At 73.7% G+C, this 15,868-nt stretch carries 16 protein-coding genes; 6 read left to right on the top strand and 10 right to left on the bottom strand.

The features are described 5' to 3' along the window. Nucleotides 1-154: 154 nt before the first annotated feature. Together ABZ795_RS08845 and pknB are read right to left on the bottom strand one after the other, a co-directional pair. Nucleotides 155-1,015, bottom strand: a complete 861-nt coding sequence (locus ABZ795_RS08845) for a deoxyribonuclease IV (protein WP_357529861.1) — start codon at nt 1,013-1,015, stop codon at nt 155-157. Next, nucleotides 1,015-3,003, bottom strand: coding sequence for a Stk1 family PASTA domain-containing Ser/Thr kinase (pknB, locus tag ABZ795_RS08840; protein WP_327024812.1), 1,989 nt, complete (start codon nt 3,001-3,003; stop codon nt 1,015-1,017). Before pknB ends, ABZ795_RS08845 begins: the two co-directional genes overlap by 1 nt. 210 nt (nt 3,004-3,213) lie before the next feature. Between pknB and ABZ795_RS08835 the strand changes: the two genes are divergently transcribed. Next, nucleotides 3,214-3,540, top strand: a complete 327-nt coding sequence (locus tag ABZ795_RS08835) for an Rv2175c family DNA-binding protein (protein ID WP_357529874.1) — start codon at nt 3,214-3,216, stop codon at nt 3,538-3,540. Between the two features lie 51 nt (nt 3,541-3,591). On the opposite strand, the gene ABZ795_RS08830 is transcribed toward ABZ795_RS08835, so the two are convergent. After that, entirely contained in the window at nt 3,592-4,674 is a 1,083-nt protein-coding gene (locus ABZ795_RS08830; RefSeq protein ID WP_357529860.1) for a polyprenyl synthetase family protein, read from the bottom strand. Between the two features lie 9 nt (nt 4,675-4,683). Next, a complete protein-coding gene (locus tag ABZ795_RS08825) occupies nt 4,684-5,073 on the bottom strand; it encodes a helix-turn-helix transcriptional regulator (RefSeq protein WP_357529859.1) in 390 nt (129 codons plus the stop codon). Nucleotides 5,074-5,362: 289 nt separating this feature from the next. Between ABZ795_RS08825 and metF the strand changes: the two genes are divergently transcribed. Further along, the gene (gene metF, locus ABZ795_RS08820; RefSeq protein WP_357529858.1) at nt 5,363-6,280 is read left to right on the top strand and encodes a methylenetetrahydrofolate reductase [NAD(P)H]; all 918 of its coding nucleotides are present in this window, start codon (nt 5,363-5,365) and stop codon (nt 6,278-6,280) included. A 43-nt stretch (nt 6,281-6,323) separates the two neighbouring features. Continuing rightward, nucleotides 6,324-7,013, top strand: coding sequence for a CDP-alcohol phosphatidyltransferase family protein (locus ABZ795_RS08815; RefSeq protein ID WP_357529857.1), 690 nt, complete (start codon nt 6,324-6,326; stop codon nt 7,011-7,013). A 70-nt stretch (nt 7,014-7,083) separates the two neighbouring features. Here the strand turns inward: ABZ795_RS08815 and crtI are convergent, their stop codons facing one another. Genes crtI through ABZ795_RS08785 form a run of 6 tightly spaced genes read right to left on the bottom strand, consistent with a single transcriptional unit; the run spans nt 7,084 to nt 12,403 of the window. Next, on the bottom strand, nt 7,084-8,571 hold the full coding sequence (crtI, locus tag ABZ795_RS08810; protein ID WP_357529856.1) for a phytoene desaturase family protein: 1,488 nt from the start codon (nt 8,569-8,571) through the stop codon (nt 7,084-7,086). Between the two features lie 56 nt (nt 8,572-8,627). Beyond that, entirely contained in the window at nt 8,628-9,755 is a 1,128-nt protein-coding gene (locus ABZ795_RS08805; RefSeq protein ID WP_357529855.1) for a glycosyltransferase family 2 protein, read from the bottom strand. Then, nucleotides 9,752-10,606, bottom strand: a complete 855-nt coding sequence (locus ABZ795_RS08800; protein ID WP_357529854.1) for a carotenoid biosynthesis protein — start codon at nt 10,604-10,606, stop codon at nt 9,752-9,754. Before ABZ795_RS08800 ends, ABZ795_RS08805 begins: the two co-directional genes overlap by 4 nt. Further along, nucleotides 10,603-11,166: a GNAT family N-acetyltransferase gene (locus tag ABZ795_RS08795; RefSeq protein WP_357529853.1), complete on the bottom strand. Its 564-nt coding sequence runs from the start codon at nt 11,164-11,166 to the stop codon at nt 10,603-10,605. Before ABZ795_RS08795 ends, ABZ795_RS08800 begins: the two co-directional genes overlap by 4 nt. Continuing rightward, nucleotides 11,163-11,918, bottom strand: coding sequence for a monooxygenase (locus tag ABZ795_RS08790; protein ID WP_357529852.1), 756 nt, complete (start codon nt 11,916-11,918; stop codon nt 11,163-11,165). The genes ABZ795_RS08795 and ABZ795_RS08790 overlap by 4 nt, the downstream gene beginning before the upstream one ends. Then, nucleotides 11,915-12,403, bottom strand: a complete 489-nt coding sequence (locus ABZ795_RS08785) for a YbaK/EbsC family protein (RefSeq protein WP_357529851.1) — start codon at nt 12,401-12,403, stop codon at nt 11,915-11,917. The genes ABZ795_RS08790 and ABZ795_RS08785 overlap by 4 nt, the downstream gene beginning before the upstream one ends. Before the next feature lie 468 nt (nt 12,404-12,871). On the opposite strand from ABZ795_RS08785, the gene ABZ795_RS08780 reads away from it, so the two are divergent. From ABZ795_RS08780 to ABZ795_RS08770, 3 genes are all read left to right on the top strand, one after another. Beyond that, nucleotides 12,872-13,321, top strand: a complete 450-nt coding sequence (locus ABZ795_RS08780) for an SAV_6107 family HEPN domain-containing protein (protein WP_357529850.1) — start codon at nt 12,872-12,874, stop codon at nt 13,319-13,321. 157 nt (nt 13,322-13,478) lie between these two features. Then, nucleotides 13,479-14,213 carry a hypothetical protein gene (locus ABZ795_RS08775; RefSeq protein WP_327024826.1) on the top strand — a complete coding sequence of 245 codons (735 nt, stop codon included), beginning with the start codon at nt 13,479-13,481 and terminating at the stop codon, nt 14,211-14,213. Nucleotides 14,214-14,259: 46 nt separating this feature from the next. Beyond that, the gene (locus ABZ795_RS08770; protein ID WP_357529849.1) at nt 14,260-15,849 is read left to right on the top strand and encodes a DNA polymerase Y family protein; all 1,590 of its coding nucleotides are present in this window, start codon (nt 14,260-14,262) and stop codon (nt 15,847-15,849) included. The last annotated feature ends 19 nt before the right edge of the window (nt 15,850-15,868 follow it).

The following is a 15,868-nucleotide window of genomic DNA, read 5'->3' as shown; positions in this document are numbered from 1 at the left end:
CCCGACCCCGCGAAACGTTGGGCTGGGACACCCCAGCCCAACGCCTGGCCCAACTCATCACTACCTAACGATTGCACTCACCCCTTGACCCCGCCGATCGAACACTGCCGCTAACCTCATGATCAACGGGGCAAACCCGGGGGAGGTGGGGGTGTTAGGGGAGGAGGCGGCGGAGGGTGGTTATGTCGGTGGCGTGGCCTTCGTGGTGGGTGGTGGGGGTTTCCACGAGGATGGGGACGCCGGCGGTGGCGGGGTGACGCATCAGTTCGGCGAAGGCGGGCTCGCCGATGTTGCCCTTGCCGATGTTCTCGTGCCGGTCCCGGGTGGAGCCGCACAGGTCCTTCGAGTCGTTGGCGTGCACCAGCCGGAGCCGATCCGCGCCGACGGTCGCCACCAGGGTGTCCAGGGTCTCGGTCATGCCGCCTTCGGCAGCCAGATCGTGCCCGGCGGCCCAGGCGTGGCAGGTGTCGAAGCAGACTCCCAGCCATGGGTGCCGGTCCACCGCGTCGAGGTAGGGGCCGAGGTGCTCCACCCGGCTGGCCAGCGACCGGCCGCCGCCCGCGCTCGGCTCGACCAGCAGCATCGGCCCGCCACTGTCGGCCGCCGAGTCCAGTAGCGGCAGCAGGGATTCGCGTACCTGCCGCATGGCCGCCTCGGCGTGCCCGGCGTCCACCGCGCTGCCGGCGTGGAACACCACCGCGCGAGCACCGATCGCGGTGCCCCGGCGCAGGGCGTGGGCCAGGCTCTGCTGGGACCGTTCGACCGTGGCCGGGGTCGGTGAACCCAGGTTGACCAGCAGCGAAGCGTGGATGTAGACGGCCGTGCCCCGCTCGGCGCAGCCGTCGCGGAACAGGGCGTCCTGCCCGGGGTCACCGGCCGGCATCGCCCAGCCCCGGGAGTTGCCGACGTACACCTGGGCCACCTCGGACCCGGCGGCGTCGAGGTACGGCAGTGCCGCCTTCGCCAGTCCACCCGAGGTGGGGGTGTGCGAGCCGATCGGCCGGTGGCTGGTCATCAGAAGCACCCGATGGTGATCTGGGTGCCGGGGGCCACCTGCGTGTTCTCGGGCGGGTTCTGGAACCGGGCCACGGCCGCCGGGTTGAACTGCACCGCCACCGGGAAGCCCTGGCTCTCCAGCACCTGCTTGGCCTGCTGACAGGGCAGGTCGATGACCCGGGGTACGGCCACCAGCGGTGGACCTTCGCTGACCTCCAGCCGGACCTGGGCACCCTTCTCCACCCCGCTGCCGTCGGCCGGGCTCTGCCCGAGCACCTCGTCGCGGGGCTTGTCGGACTGCTTGTAGGTCGGTTCCACCAGGACCAGGCCGAGCTGGGCGATCTGGGTACGGGCCTCGTTGAGGCTCTTGCCGACCAGGTTCGGCACCGTGATCGGGGCGCGGCCCTTGCTCAGGATGACGGTGATCTCGTCGCCCGGCTCGACTTCCTTGCCGGCCTCCGGCTTGGTGGCCACCACCACGCCTTCGGGCAGGCTGTCGTCGTACCGGGCGTTGCCCTTGACGATCTTCAGTTGGGCGTTGACCAGGTCGGTTTCGGCCAGGTCGAACTCCTTGCCCACCACGTCGGGCATCGGGAACCGGGCCGGCCCCAGCGACAGGGTCAGGGTGATGGTGCCGCCCTTGAGGATCCGGGCGGCCGAGGCGGGCTCCTGCGCCACCACCCCGTCGCGCGGGATCTGCTCGTCGTGGCGCGGGTCGGCGTACTTCAGGGTGAAGCCGCCCTGCGCCGCCTGCGCCTCCGCCTGGGCCTTGGTCATGCTGACCAGTTGCGGGGCGGTGGTGTAGCGGCCCACCCCGAACCACCAGCCGCCGAGGGCGGCCACCAGGCCGAGGACGACCACGACGGCGGCGACCGCGAGACGTCCGTTCGACTCGCCCAGGAGACGGGTACGCCATTCGGCGAGTTGGGCCCACCGATTCCCGTCGCCGTCCGGGGCCGCCCGACGACGTCCCCGGGCGGGTGCCCCACCCTCGGGCAGCCGGGCCCAGGTGGGCCGCTCGGCGGGGCGGACCGCCGCCACCATCATGGTGGGCTGGGCGACCACCGGGTCGTCGGCCACTGCGGACAGCATGGCGGTCTGGGCGTTGGCGTTGCCGATTCCGTCCCGGGCCACCTGCACCTCGGCCAGCAGCGCCCCGGCATCGACCGGCCGGGTAGCCGGGTCACGGCGGGTGGCCCGGGCCACCAGGTCGTCGAGCACCCTGGGCAGGCCGGGTACCAGGGTCGAGGGCGCGGGGACGTCCCGGTCGACATGCTGCCAGGCGATGTCGATCGGCCGGTCACCGTCGTACGGCACCCGGCCGGTCAGCATCTCGAACAGCACGATGCCGGTGGAGTAGACGTCCGTACGGGCGTCGGCCCGGCCGGTGGTGACCAGCTCCGGGGCGACGTACGCGACCGTGGCCATCAGCTGGTTGCCGCTGTCGTGGTCGGTGCTCGCCTCCACGGCCTGCGCCAACCCGAAGTCGGTGACCTTCACGACGCTGTCGACCAGGTTGGCCGGACCGCCGCTGGGTGCCTCGGCGACGAGCACGTTCTCCGGCTTGACGTCGCGGTGGACCAGCCCGGCCCGGTGCGCGGCGGCCAGGGCGGCCAGGATCTGCTCGGTGATGGCCAGCGCCTCGTCCGGGTTGAGTCGGCGCCGCTCGGTCAGCACCTCCCGCAGGGTGCGCCCCCGGACGTACTCCATGACCAGGTACGGCCGCCCGGCGTGGGTGCCCTGGTCGTAGACCGCGACCACGTTGGGGTGGGTCAGCCGGGCGATGGTCTTCGCCTCGTCGCTGAACCGGTCGACGAAGCTGGCCAGACCGGCCCGGTCCGTCGGCCCCGATGTCGAGTGAATGATCTTGACCGCCACGATGCGTTCGAGTCGTTCGTCCGTGGCGGTGTACACGGTCGCCATGCCGCCACGAGCCACGCGACCGCGGATGCGGTAGCGCCCGTCGATCAGCGAGCCCAGCAACGTGTCGGCGACCTGTGTGTCCATCGGCAGCGAGTCTATGTGTCGGGGGATGAAGGTTGAACAGGATGCTACCGCCGAGCGAGCCTCCCCGGGTCCGCCGTGGTGTCACGGACGGTGGTCGATCCTGGTCAGGGAGGCTGTTGACCCGGTGCCGGGAGGACGTGGCAGGGTGGTCGGGTGACCGACTCCGTACCCACCGACAACGCCGCGCCGGGGGCCACCCCCGCCGGGCCGATGGACTGGCTGACCCTGCCGGACGTCGCCGAGCGGCTCGATCTGCCGATCAGCAAGGTGCACCAGAAGATCAGGGACCGGGAACTGATCGCGGTACGCCGCGACGGTGTCCGCCGGATCCCGACCGACCTGGTGGCCAACGACACCGTGCTCAAGCACCTGCCCGGCGTGCTCAACCTGCTGGCCGACGCCGGCTACGACGACGAGGCGGCGCTGCGCTGGCTCTACGAGCCCGACCCGACCCTGCCGGGCGGAACCCCCGCCACCGCCCTCGCCGGCGACCAGGCCCGCGAGGTGAAACGCCGCGCCCAGGCCCTCGGCTTCTGACCCACCCCACCCCTCACCCCGCCCTCGCCGTACGGAGGCGGGGTGAGGACGTCAGTCGGTGCGGCGGGTGGCGGCTATGGCCAGGTCGACCAGGGACTGGCGGGCTTCGGTGTCCAGGTCGACGGCGCTCAACGCGGCCAGGGCGGCGTCGGTGAGGGTGACGATGCGCTGCTCGGTGCGGGCCAGGGCGCCGGTGGAGGTGATCAGGTCCCGTAGTCGGACCACCCCGGTCTGGTCCAGCTCCGGGTCGCCCAGCCCGGCGAGCAGGACGGCCCGGTCGGCCTCGTCAGCCGCTTCCAGGGCCGCCGCCACCAGGTAGGTCCGCTTGCCCTCGCGCAGGTCGTCGCCGGCCGGCTTGCCGGTCTGGGTGGGATCACCGAAGACTCCCAGGACGTCGTCGCGCAACTGGAACGCCTCACCCAGCGGCAGCCCGTACGTCGAGTAGGCGACCCGTACGTCGGCGGAGGCGTCGGCCAGCGCCGCGCCGATCAGCAGGGGTCGCTCGACGGTGTACTTGGCCGACTTGTACCGGGCCACCTTGCTGGCCCGCTCCAACGAGGTGTCCCCGGTGGCCTGGGTCACCACGTCGAGGTACTGCCCGACGGTGACCTCGGTACGCATCTCGTCGAAGTCCGGCCGGGCCCGGGCCACCGTCCGGGGATCCAGCCCGGCGGAGTGCAGCAGCTCGTCGGACCAGACCAGGCACAGGTCGCCCAGCAGGATCGCCGCCGCGTCGCCGAAGCCGTCCGGAGAGCCACCCCAGCCGGCCGTGCGGTGCCAGGTGGCGAATCGGCGGTGCACCGCCGGCTCACCCCGCCGGGTGTCCGAGCGGTCCATCAGATCGTCGTGGATCAGGGCGCTGGCCTGGACCAACTCCAGGGCGGCCAGGGCGGTGACCACCGCGTCGGTGTCCACTCCGCCGGCTCCTCGGTACCCCCAGTAGGCGAAGGCGGGCCGTAGCCGCTTGCCGCCGCCCAGCACGAACGCCTCGATCGCGTCGGCGACCGGCACCAGGGCCGCATCGAGGTCGGTCATCCACGATCGGCGGCCGGCGATGAAGTCGGAGAGGGCCTGGTCCACCCGTTGGCGGAGGCCGGCCCGGTCGACCGGAGAGACAGGAGCAGCGTGGGTCACGTCCCGACGCTAGTGGGTCGGGTCGCGGCGCGCCGACCCACCCACGTTCCGGCGCGTCGCGACTCGCCGGGGGATCCGGGTCGGTGGGCGCGCCGAAGCCGGTCGGCAGGGCCGGCGTCGCCGCTCCCGGTCGCCGGCCGCCGCTGCCGGTCCGCCGGCCTCGCCCGGGTCGGCCGGCGGATCGGAGGGTACGCCGAGCACGGCGGCCAGCCAGCCGTGCCAGAACCGGCCGGGGGTACGCCGCTGGCGCTCCCATCGGGAGATCTCGTGCCGGCTGAGGGTCGGCACCCCGGCGGCGGCGCACAATTCGGCGGCCAGCCGGGACTGGCTCCACCCTCGGGCCAGCCGTAACCGGGTCAGTGGCGGCCCGGACAGCGGATCGGGCGGGTGCGGGAACATCGGTCCTCCGGAGGGTCGACACGCGGGATGGTCGGCCCGGACTCGGACCACCCATCGGTGGATCATGACCCCCGCGCGGCCCCCTGTGGTCCGCAGACCACCCGCGCTGAACAACAGATATCCGAGGGGTCCGACGTTTTCCCGTCCGGCGAACTGGACCCGGCCCGGACCGGTAACAGGCCCGGGCCACACCGGAGAACTGGGCCGGGGGCGCCTGGACGGTCGGGCAGTGATCCCTGGCAGTGGGAAGCGGATAGGGATCCGTGGACTCTCCGGCTAGAGTCGATGCGTGGCGCTCGGTCTACCCTCGGTCCTCCCGAATCCGCAACCAGCGATCGGGGAGCTGGTCCGTGACTGCCAGCCGACCTTCTCCTTCGAGTTCATGCCGCCGAAGACGGCGGAGGGCGAGCGGCAGCTCTGGCAGGCGATCCGCGAGCTGGAGCCGTTGCGGCCCTCGTTCGTCTCGATCACCTACGGTGCCGGCGGCACCACGCGGGACACCACTGTCTCGGTCACCGAACGGGTGGCCACCGAGACCACCCTGCTGCCGATGGCTCACCTGACCGCGGTCAACCACTCGGTGGCCGAGCTGCGGCACGTGATCGGGCGACTGGCCGGTGTCGGGGTGCGCAACGTGCTGGCCGTGCGGGGTGACCCGCCCGGTGACCCGACCGGCGAGTGGGTCCGGCACCCCGAGGGTGTCGACTACGCCGAGGATCTCGTCCGCCTGGTACGCCGCTCGGGCGACTTCAGTGTCGGGGTGGCCGCCTTCCCGTACCGGCATCCGCGTTCGCCGGACATCGCCACGGACACCGAGCACTTCGTCCGCAAGTGTCGGGCCGGTGCCGATTTCGCCATCACCCAGATGTTCTTCGACGCCGAGGAGTATCTCCGCCTGCGGGACCGGGTAGCCGCCGCCGGCTGTGACACCCCCATCCTGGCCGGGGTGATGCCGGTGATCCGCATCGGCACGATCGAACGCTCCGTGCAACTGTCTGGGGCCCCCTTCCCGCCGGCGCTGGCCGAGCGGTTCGAGCGGGTCGCCGACGACCCGGAGGCGGTCCGCCGGCTCGGCATCGAGCAGACCAGCGAGATGTGTCAGCGGCTGCTCGCCGAGGGTGTTCCGGGCATCCACTTCATCACCTTCAACCGGTCCACGGCGACCCGGGAGATCTGGCAGAACCTGCGGGTGGGCGCCTCGAAGTGAGCTCGACGGCGCGATACCTCAGCGCCGCCGCGACGGTTGAACCGTGGTGGGCAGACAGCTGAACTGGAACGAGTACGCCACCGCGTGGGCCCGACTGCACGGTGGGTTCGACCCCCGTGCCGCCACGCCGGTGGTACGCGGTTGGCTGCGTCTGTCGTACCATCTCGGGTTTCTGCTGGGCCGGCTGCGGGTCGGTCCGACCGCGGTGACGGCGGTCGGCGTACTCCTCTGCCTCTGTGTGCCGTTGTTCGCGGTCCGTCCCGGTGACGGTCCGTTCCTCGGCGCCCTGTTCGTGTTGCTCGCCTCGGTGGCCGACAGTGTCGACGGGGCGGTGGCGGTGGCCACCGGGCGCACGACCCGGCTCGGCTATGTCTACGACTCGCTGGCCGACCGGATCGGTGAGGTCGCCTGGCTGGCGGCGTTCTGGCTGGTCGGTGCGCCGGGTGCGCTGGTCGTCGCGGCCGGCGCGCTGTCCTGGCTGCACGAGTACGTCCGGGCCAGGGCGGTCGCCGCCGGGATGCGGGAGATCGGCGCGGTGACGGTGGGGGAGCGGCCCACCCGGGTCTGCGTGGCCCTGGTGGGGCTGCTGCTGGCCGGCCTGACCGGGCTGATTCAGCCGGATCTGGCGGCCGGCACCATCACCATGGCGACCGCGGTGTGGGTGCTGCTGGCCGCCTTCGGGCTGGGGCAACTGCTCTCCGCGGTACGTCGGGCGTTGATCGACGCCGACTGACCGCCTCCCGGAGTGTTAACAAGGGGCCCTTCCTCTACCCGAGGCGTTAATAAGGTGCCCTTCCTTGCACCTACCAGGCGGGGCCGATGGCATCGGCGACGATCTGGGCGGACAGGGTCACCATCGGCAGGCCGCCGCCCGGGTGACTGGAGCCGCCGACCAGCCACAGGCCGCGCGCCGGTCCCCGGTTGGCCGGACGCAGCAGGCCACCGGCGGTGCCGTAGATGGTGCCGCCCGGGGCGCCGGTGGCGGTGGCCAGGTCGGCCGGGGTCCGGATGTCCTGGAACACCAGCCGGTCGCGGACCTCCACGCCGCGCTCGGCCAGCACCTCCAGGATCCGATCGGCGTACGCCTGCGCCAGCCCCGGTCGACGCCAGTCGATCGCGTCGGGGGCGGTGCCCTGGCGGGCGGCGTTGACCAGCACGAACCACGCCTCGTGGCCCTCCGGGCGGACCGCCGGATCGTCGGCCACCGTGACGAAGATCGTCGGGTCGGCGGCCGGCCGGGCCCGGACCCCCCGACCCGGGTCGCCGAAGACCGCGTCGAACTCGGCGTCGTAGTCGCGCGGGAAGAAGACGTTGTGGTGGGCCAGCCCGCTGTCCCCGCGTACGCCGAGCAGCAGCACGAAGCCGGCCAGGCTGCGGTCGGTGAGCCCGGCCAACCGGCGGGGGTCCGGCAGCAGGTCACGGTAGACCGTCAGGGCGTCGACATTGGCCACCACCACGTCGGCGGGGATCGGGGCGCGCTGGTCGGCCACGCGTACCCCGTGCACCCGACCGCCGGTGGCGTCGATCCGGGTGACCGTGGTGCCGGTACGCACCACCACCCCCAGGTCCAGGCAGCGCGACAGCAGGGCGTCGGCCAGGGTGCCCAGCCCGCCGCGCAGGTACCAGCCGCCGAAGGCCAGTTCGGCGTAGGGGACCGCGACCAGGGCGGCCGGGGCCCGACGCGGATCGGCGCCGGTGTAGGTGGCGTACCGGTCCAGCAGCATCCGCAGTCGAGGATCGGACAGGTGGGACCGGCCCAGTCCGCGCAGGCTCTGCCCGGGGCGGATCGCCGCCAGGTCGCCCAGCCGCCAGGCCAGTCGGGCCAGGTCCCGGGGGGAGTCGACTCGGCGGCGCAGGATGTCGTGTTCGCTGGCCCGCCAGACCCGGGCGGCGCGCCGCCACAGCCGCTGCCAGTCCGCGGCGGCCCGGTCACCGAAGGCCGCGCCGATGCGGGCGGTGAACTCCGCCGGGTCGGCGCAGGAGTCCAGCACCGGAGCACCGTCGGGGAAGACGTGCCGCACGATCGGGTCCAGCGGCACCAGGTCCAGGTATTCGTCCAGCTTCGCCCCGGTGGCCTCGAACAGCTCGTGGAAGACCTCGGGCAGGGTGAGCAGGCTGGGCCCGGTGTCGAAGTGGAAGTGGCCCGAGGGGGTGTCGCGGGTGTGTCGTCCCAGCTTGCCGCCGACCGTGTCGGCCTGCTCCAGAACGGTCACCTGGTGCCCGGTGACAGCCAGCCGGGCGGCGGTGGCCAGCCCGCCCACCCCGGCCCCGACGACCACGATCCGCGCCATGCCGCGTCCTCCCCTGACCGTGTCGAGGTCCCTGCTCCGCACCCGCCGAGGCGGAGCTAGCCGACCGGACGGCCGCGCCAGGACAGGCGCCGCCGCTTGCGCAGATGGTACGACCGTACGGTCAACCAGCCGAGGACCGCGACCGACACGGGGTGGCTCAGCGCGTCGGGCCAGGCCCGCCCGCCGGTGGCCCGGGCGCTGACCACCCGTCCCACCACCCCGGTCAGGTACGCCAGGGCGGCCACCCCGGCCAGGGCCGGTGCCCCGGCCAGCAGGGCGGCCACGGCGACCAGCGGCGGCGCGGTGTAGAGCAGGAGCAGCAGGCCTACCACCAGCGCGGCGGCCAGCGGATGCCCGAAGGTGGCCCACAGGGACTTGGTGTAGCCGTCACGCAATTGCGGCCAGGTGTCGTACATCCGGCAGGTGGCCAGCCGGGAGCCGTCGGCCAGGGCGATCCGGCCCCCGGAGCGTTTCACCGCCCGGGCCAGCTCGATGTCCTCCAGCACCCGGTCGGCGACCGCGGCGTGCCCCCCGGCCCGCAGGTAGCCGGCCCGGTCGACCACCAGGAACTGCCCGCCGGCCGCGGCCAGGGAGGGCCGCGGCGAGCCTTCCATCGCCCGCAGCGGCAGGAAGGTCAGCCACAACCACTGCAACAGCGGCTGCACCAGCCGGTCGGCCACCGTCCGCACCACGATCTTCGGGTACGGCGACAGCAGGGTCACCCCGGCGGCGCGCAGTTCGGTGACCGCCGCCGCCACGGCGTACGGGCGGAGCACCACGTCGGCGTCGACGAACACCAGCACCTCGGCCGACTCCTCGGCGTGGCCGGCCAACTGCCAGCAGGCGTGTGGCTTGCCCAACCAGCCCGGTGGTGGGGCGATCCCGGTGTGCAGGGTGACCCGGGGATCGTCGCCGACCAGGGCGCGGACCACCTCGGCGGTGCCGTCCGTGGAGCCGTCGTCGAGCACCACGATCCGCAGCCCGGGTACCCCGCGCTGGGCCAGCAGCGCCCGCAGGCAGGGGGTTACCCGGTCGGCCTCGTCGCGCAGCGGCAGCAGCACGCTCACCCGTTCGCCGGTCTGCACCGGCCGGTCGGTCGGGCGACGCAGCCACCGGCCGGCGTTGACCAGGGTGTGCCCGGTCAACATGACGACGAGGAGCAGTACGACGAGCGGCCCGGTCATGCCGTGACGTCGGCCCGGGTGCGCTCCGCGCCGGCATGGTCGTCGCCGGTCCGGCGGCTGCGCAGCAGCGTCACCGCCAGGGGCACCGCGATCACCGCCATGCCGACACCGCCCCACAGGGCGGAGGCGGGCAGGTCCAGGAAGACCGCGTGGGCCAGCACACTGGAGGCGTACGTCCACAGGTAGAGGGCGTACATCGGTCGGTCGCGGGTGTCCGTGTCGAGCACGGCGGACCCGGCCAGCGGACGCAGGGCGGTCATCACCAGCACCGCGAACAGCAGCCAACCCAGGTAGTTGCTGACCGGGATGCCGGCCAGTCCGGGCAGCGCCGGGGTGGCGTCGCGCCACACCCAGTGCCCCTCGGCGACCATCTGGGGATCGAGGAAGAGGTCCCAGGTGGCCAGCCCCAGGGTGGCCAGCCCGATTCGCGTCGGCCACCGCCACCACCCGGGTGCCGTGCCGCCGATGATTCGGGTCGCCACCAGCCAGGCAGGCCAGGACATCCAGGTCCAGGCCAGCGGGATGATCAGTGGCACCCCGGCCAGTTTCGGTCCGAGTTGGCCGGAGTAGTCGTAGCTGCCGAAGGGGAAGCCGGTGGCCACCCCCAGGGCCTCGATGGCGAAACCGCCGCCGGTGGCCAGGGCGACGAGCGCCAAAGCGGTACGGGGTCCCCGGCTGAGCAGGGCGTGCCCGACCGAGAGCAGGTAGCCGAGCACGACGGTGGCCACGGTCAGCCGGGCCCGGGTCGACCCCTCGGTCAGCGGGTAGCAGATCTGCGCCAGCACCAGCAGGGCCAGCAGCACCCAGGGGTAGACCGCCCGCAGGGAGCGGGTCGGTGCGACTGCGGTCATGGCCGTACGGGTGGCTGCTCGGCGGCCAGGGGCAGATCCCGGCCGAGCACCCCGAACGGGCGCTCGTCGCCGGGAAAGCGGAAGTCGCGCAGCAGGTCGACGAAGCCGAACCGGCGGTACAACCGCCAGGCCCGGGAGGTCTGCTCGTCGGCCTCCGGAGTGGACAGCAGGGTGGTCGCCCCCTCGGCCAGGGTCAGCAGGGCCCGCAACTGCCCGGCCCCCAGACCATGCCCCTGTGCCGGTGGGCTCACGTGCAACTCGACCACCTCGAAGCAGTCGGTGAGCCAGCGTCGGCGGGCGGCCGGGTCGAGGGCCCGCCAGACCTGGTCGTGCCACCACTGGCCGGCGCTGCCGGTGTAGCCGTACCCGAACCCGGCCAGGTGACCCTCCGCGGTCAGGCTGGCCACGGCGCGGAAACCGGGCCGGCGTACGTGGGTGGCGATGTAACCGCGTCGGCCCGCCAGCAGGTCGGCGCGGTAGCCCATGGCGTCGCCGTAGACGGTCACCACGTCGTCCAGTCGCCGGAGGAGATCGTCCGGTGTCCACCGCACCAATCTCATGCCCGTCCACCCTTCGCCGGGTCTGCGTCGACCCACCCCAGTACCGTCCGGTCACCGATCACGTCACGCACCTCGAACCGGGCGAAGAGTTCCTCCGCGTACCATCGCGCGGTCTCCGTCCGGGTGATCGCGGCCCGGTGCTGCGGGTGACGGTACGCGAACCCCACCAGGTCCGCCGGATCGCGCCACACGCTCACCGTGCCCTGCCAGCCCAGCGGCGCCTCACCGACACCGAAGCGGGCCAGCAGGCCGGGGGCGGCGTGCAGGGCGGCGGCCACCGGGGGGACCGCCCGCCAGAAGGTGAGGGCGCGGGTGGGTCGCAACCGGGCCCGGGTCAGGGCCAGCACCGGCCCGGTCACCCGGCCACCGGCCGGCTCGCCGAAGGGCCGCCGACCGGACCACTCACCCCGGCTGCTCAGCGGCCGCAGGTCGAGCCGGACACCGGCGGTGGCGATGTCGGACCAGGCCCGGCCCACCGGTGAGTCGGCGAACCGGGTGGCCGCGAGAGGGGAGTCCCACACCGTCAACGCCGCCCAGCGGGTCGGGTCGGCGTCGCCCGGCCCGAAGCCGGTGCCGGTCCCGGTGCCGAGCAGCTTGCCGAACCGTACGCCGGGCAGGGCGCGCAACCGGCGCGGGTCCCGCGCCATCCGCAGCAGCGCCCGACCCACGGCGGTACGCGGGATCCGCCACACGTGCAGAGTGACCAGCTGGGGGACCTGCTCCGGCCCGTTCACGCCGCCGCGCTCGTTCACGCCACGTCGGTCGGGGTGCCGCCGGTGATCCGCAACAGTTCGGCGTACGTGCTGGGGAAGACCGCCTGGGGTACGCCACCGGCGGCCCAGATCTCGTCGTACTTGTCCAGGGCGTTGTCCACCAGGGTGCGCAGCGGCTGCGGATGGCCCACCGGGGCGACCCCGCCGATCACCTGGCCGGTGTGCTCCTTGACGAACTGCGGCGTGGCCCGGCGCAGCCGGGTGATGCCGAACCGGGCGGCCAAACCGGTGGTGTCCACCCGGTGCGCGCCGGAGGTCAGCACCAGCAGCGGTGCCCCGTCGGCGTCGAAGACGAGGGAGTTGGCGATGGCGCCCACGTCGACGCCGAGCGCCTCGGCGGCGGCTGCGGCGGTGTGCACGGCGTCGGGCAACAGGCGGACCGTGGCCGGGGCGTCGGAACCGTTGCGCGCCTGGGCGGCGTCGAGGGCGTCCTGCACGGCCCGGACATTCGGGTGTGACTGCATCCCGCCATTCTTCCCGGTACCCGTCCAGACGGTGCAGCCGGCCAGGGTGCATCCGGTGGCCGGACAGGTCGGCGCGTCACACGTTGCATTTTCGTCGGGGGGAGGGTGTACTGTCAGCAGCAGTTAGAACGAGTGTTCGATTGAGTCGAACGTTCGTTCCAACCCTCCTCGGGGTGGGTGTTTCGCGGCACCCGACCCTGAGAGGTGCGGTACCGCGGACCGCACCGGGCTTCGGGCAGTCGCGAGTCCGGACCCATCAGGCAGGACCGTCGTCCGCCGCCCACGACCCCCGGGCGGCGGACGACGGACCCGCCGGTACGCCGGCCGGGTGTGGTGTGGGGAAGCTCCACACCCGGCCGGCCACCCCATCTGGTGCGTCTTCCTCCGCACCGCCCGCTGCGGGTGCCCCGCGCCGACGGAACTCCTCCGCCGCGCGGTCGCCCGCCCCGGTCCGCCTGGAGGAGTGACATGCCGACCAGCCCGGCCCAGGTGCCGACGGTGCCCGCGCACGTGTTGCCACACCGCACCCCCGCCCAACTACTGGCGGTGGCTCGGCAAGGGCTCGCCGAAGCCGCCCGGACGAGCCCCGAGGGTCTCCGGTACGCCACCGCCCACCTGGCGGCCCTGCGTGCCGCCGCCGCGGTGCTCGCCGCCCGGGCCCGCCCCGCGCCGACCCGCCGTAGCCGGATCACCAGTGTCTGGGTCCTGCTCGCCGGTGTCGCCCCCGAGCTGCACGAGTGGGCCACCTACTTCGCCCTGGCCGCCGGCAAGCGGGCCGCCGCCGAGGCCGGCATACCCCGGGTGGTCACCGCCCGGGAGGCCGACGATCTGCTCCGCGCTGCGGAGGATTTCGTGGCGGTGGTGGAGTCCGCACTCGACCTGGTCCATCAACCGGCCATCGAGGGGCTCGTCGCCTGAGTCGCGGCGTCCGGTCACCACCGGCGGGACACCAGGCTGACCGGACGCCGTCAGGGCCCTCCCGAGCCGACCATGCCGCCTCGGCACCTTCTTATCTGATCAACGACAGCACCATCCCCGGGCCGGTGCCCGGGGCGACACGACGGGGGTAGATCCGATGGCGGGCCGCATGGTCGTCGGTTCCGCCGCGCTGGCCGAGTTGGTGCGCCCGGCCAGCGCCCCCGATCCGGCGGGCGGCCATCGGATGCTGCCGGTGCGGCCCGAGTTGAGCGGGTTGTTGCCCGGCCGAGGGCTGCGCCGGGGCAGCACCATCGCGGTCGGTGCCGGGCAGTCCCGGCACAGTGGCACCACCTCACTGCTGTTCGCCCTGCTGGCCGAGGCCTCCCGCACCGGCTCATGGTGCGCGGTGGTCGGGTTGCCGACCTTCGGAGCCGGCGCGGCGGCCGAGGCGGGAATCGCCCTGGACCGGCTGGCCCTGGTGCCGCAGCCCGGCCCGGAATGGCCCACCGTGGTCGCCGCGCTCATCGACGGGGTCGATGTGGTGGTCACCGCCGTACCGGCCACGGTCTCCGCCTCCGTCGCCGGCCGACTGGCCGCCCGGGCCCGGCAACGCGGCAGCGTGCTGGTGCCCTACGGCCGGTGGGAGGGTGCGGATGTGACCCTCCAGGTGGTACGCGGGGTGTGGGAAGGACTCGGGTCGGGTCGGGGTCGGCTGCGTCGCCGCGAGGTGACCATCTCGGCGCGTGGCCGGGGGGCGGCGGCCCGCCCCAAGGAGGCCAAGGTCTGGTTGCCCGGTGCCGAACTGACCCGGGTCATCCCCGGCCCCGCCACTTCCCGCAGCGAGTCCACCAGCAGCCGCGCGGCCGTCATGCGCCTGTGGTCGTCGCGATGAGGGTTCCGTGGCGCATCCGGCACCCCGCCGGGTGGGTGAGGCTGACATGAGTGCGGTCGTCCGGACTCTGCTGCTCTGGTGTCCGGACTGGCCGGTGCTGGCCGCCGAGATCATCGACGGGGTGCCGGCCACCGGACCGGTGGCGGTGCTGCACGCCAACCGGGTCCTCGCCTGCTCCGAGCAGGCCAGGGCCGAGGGGGTACGCCGAGGGCTGCGTCGGCGGGAGGCCCAGGGGCGCTGCCCGGGGCTGACCGTCGTCGACCACGATCCCGGGCGGGACGCGCGGGCCTTCGAGCCGGTGGTGGCCGCGGTCGAGGAGGTGGCGGCCGGGGTCGAGGTGATCCGCCCCGGAGCCTGCGCGTTGCCCGCCCGGGGGCCCAGCCGCTACCTCGGCGGGGAGGAGGCGGCGGCCGAACGGATCGTCGAGCATGTCGCGCAGAGCTGCGCGGTGGAGAGCCAGGTCGGCATCGCCGACGGGGTGTTCGCCGCCGGGTTGGCCGCCCGACAGGGGCGGATAGTGCCGCCCGGCGGAACCCCTGAGTTCCTGTCCACCCAGCCCGTCGAGGCCCTGGGCCGGCCGCCCCTGGCCGACCTGCTGCGCCGACTGGGGGTGCGTACCCTCGGTGACTTCGCCGCCCTGTCCGCCGGTGACGTGTTGGCCCGGTTCGGCTTCGACGGGGCGCTGGCCCACCGGATGGCCGCCGGGCGGGACGACCGCCCGCTCGCGGTCCGGCGCCCGCCCGCCGATCTGACGGTCACCGCCGACCTGGACGAGCCGATCGAGCGGGTCGACGTCGCGGCGTTCGCCGCCCGGACCCTGGCCGAACGGCTGCACGAACGGCTCGCCGGGCACGGGCTGGCCTGCACCCGGCTCGGCATCGAGGCGGTCACCGCGCACGGCCAGGAGTTGCACCGGGTCTGGCGGCACGACGGTCTGCTGAGCGCGGCGGCGATCGCCGACCGGGTCCGCTGGCAACTGGACGGCTGGCTGACCGGGGCCCGCCGGGGCGGCCCGGCCCGGCCCACCGCCGGGATCATCCGGCTGCGGTTGGTGCCGGACGGGGTGCTGGCCCAGGCCGGCCTGCAACCCGGGCTGTGGGGCGAGACCGGCGAGGAACGCGAGCGGGCACATCGGGCGCTGACCCGGGTGCAGGGCCTGCTCGGCCCCGAGGCGGTGGTCACCGCCGCGCTCGGTGGCGGTCGCTCCCCGGCCGACCAGGTACGGCTGGTCCCATGGGGCGACGAACGCGCCCCCACCCGCCCCCCTGCCGCCCCGCTGCCGTCCTGGCCGGGGCGGCTGCCGCCGCCTTCGCCGGCGGTGGTGCTGCCCACTGCGCTCGCCGTACACGTGTGGGATGCCGCCGGTGAACCGGTGACGGTGAGCGCCCGGCTGGCGATGAGCGCCCCGCCGGCCCGGCTGAGCACCGACGCGACCGTGGAAGCCCTGGTCCGGGTAGGCGTGGGCAGGGGAGTCGAGATCGTCGGCTGGGCCGGTCCGTGGCCGGTCGACGAGCGGTGGTGGGCCCCGACCGAGGCCCGTCGCCGAGCCCGCTTCCAGGTCTGCCTGGCCGACGGCACCGCACTCCTGCTCGCCGTCGAGCACGGCCGATGGCTGCTGGAGGCGATCTATGACTGACGTGAATCCTGGTACGAAA

The sequence above is a fragment of the Micromonospora sp. NPDC047134 genome (assembly GCF_040643455.1).
Lineage (GTDB): Bacteria > Actinomycetota > Actinomycetes > Mycobacteriales > Micromonosporaceae > Micromonospora.
Note: the sequence above shows the minus strand (reverse complement) of the source record. Positions and strands in the feature narration are given on the sequence as shown.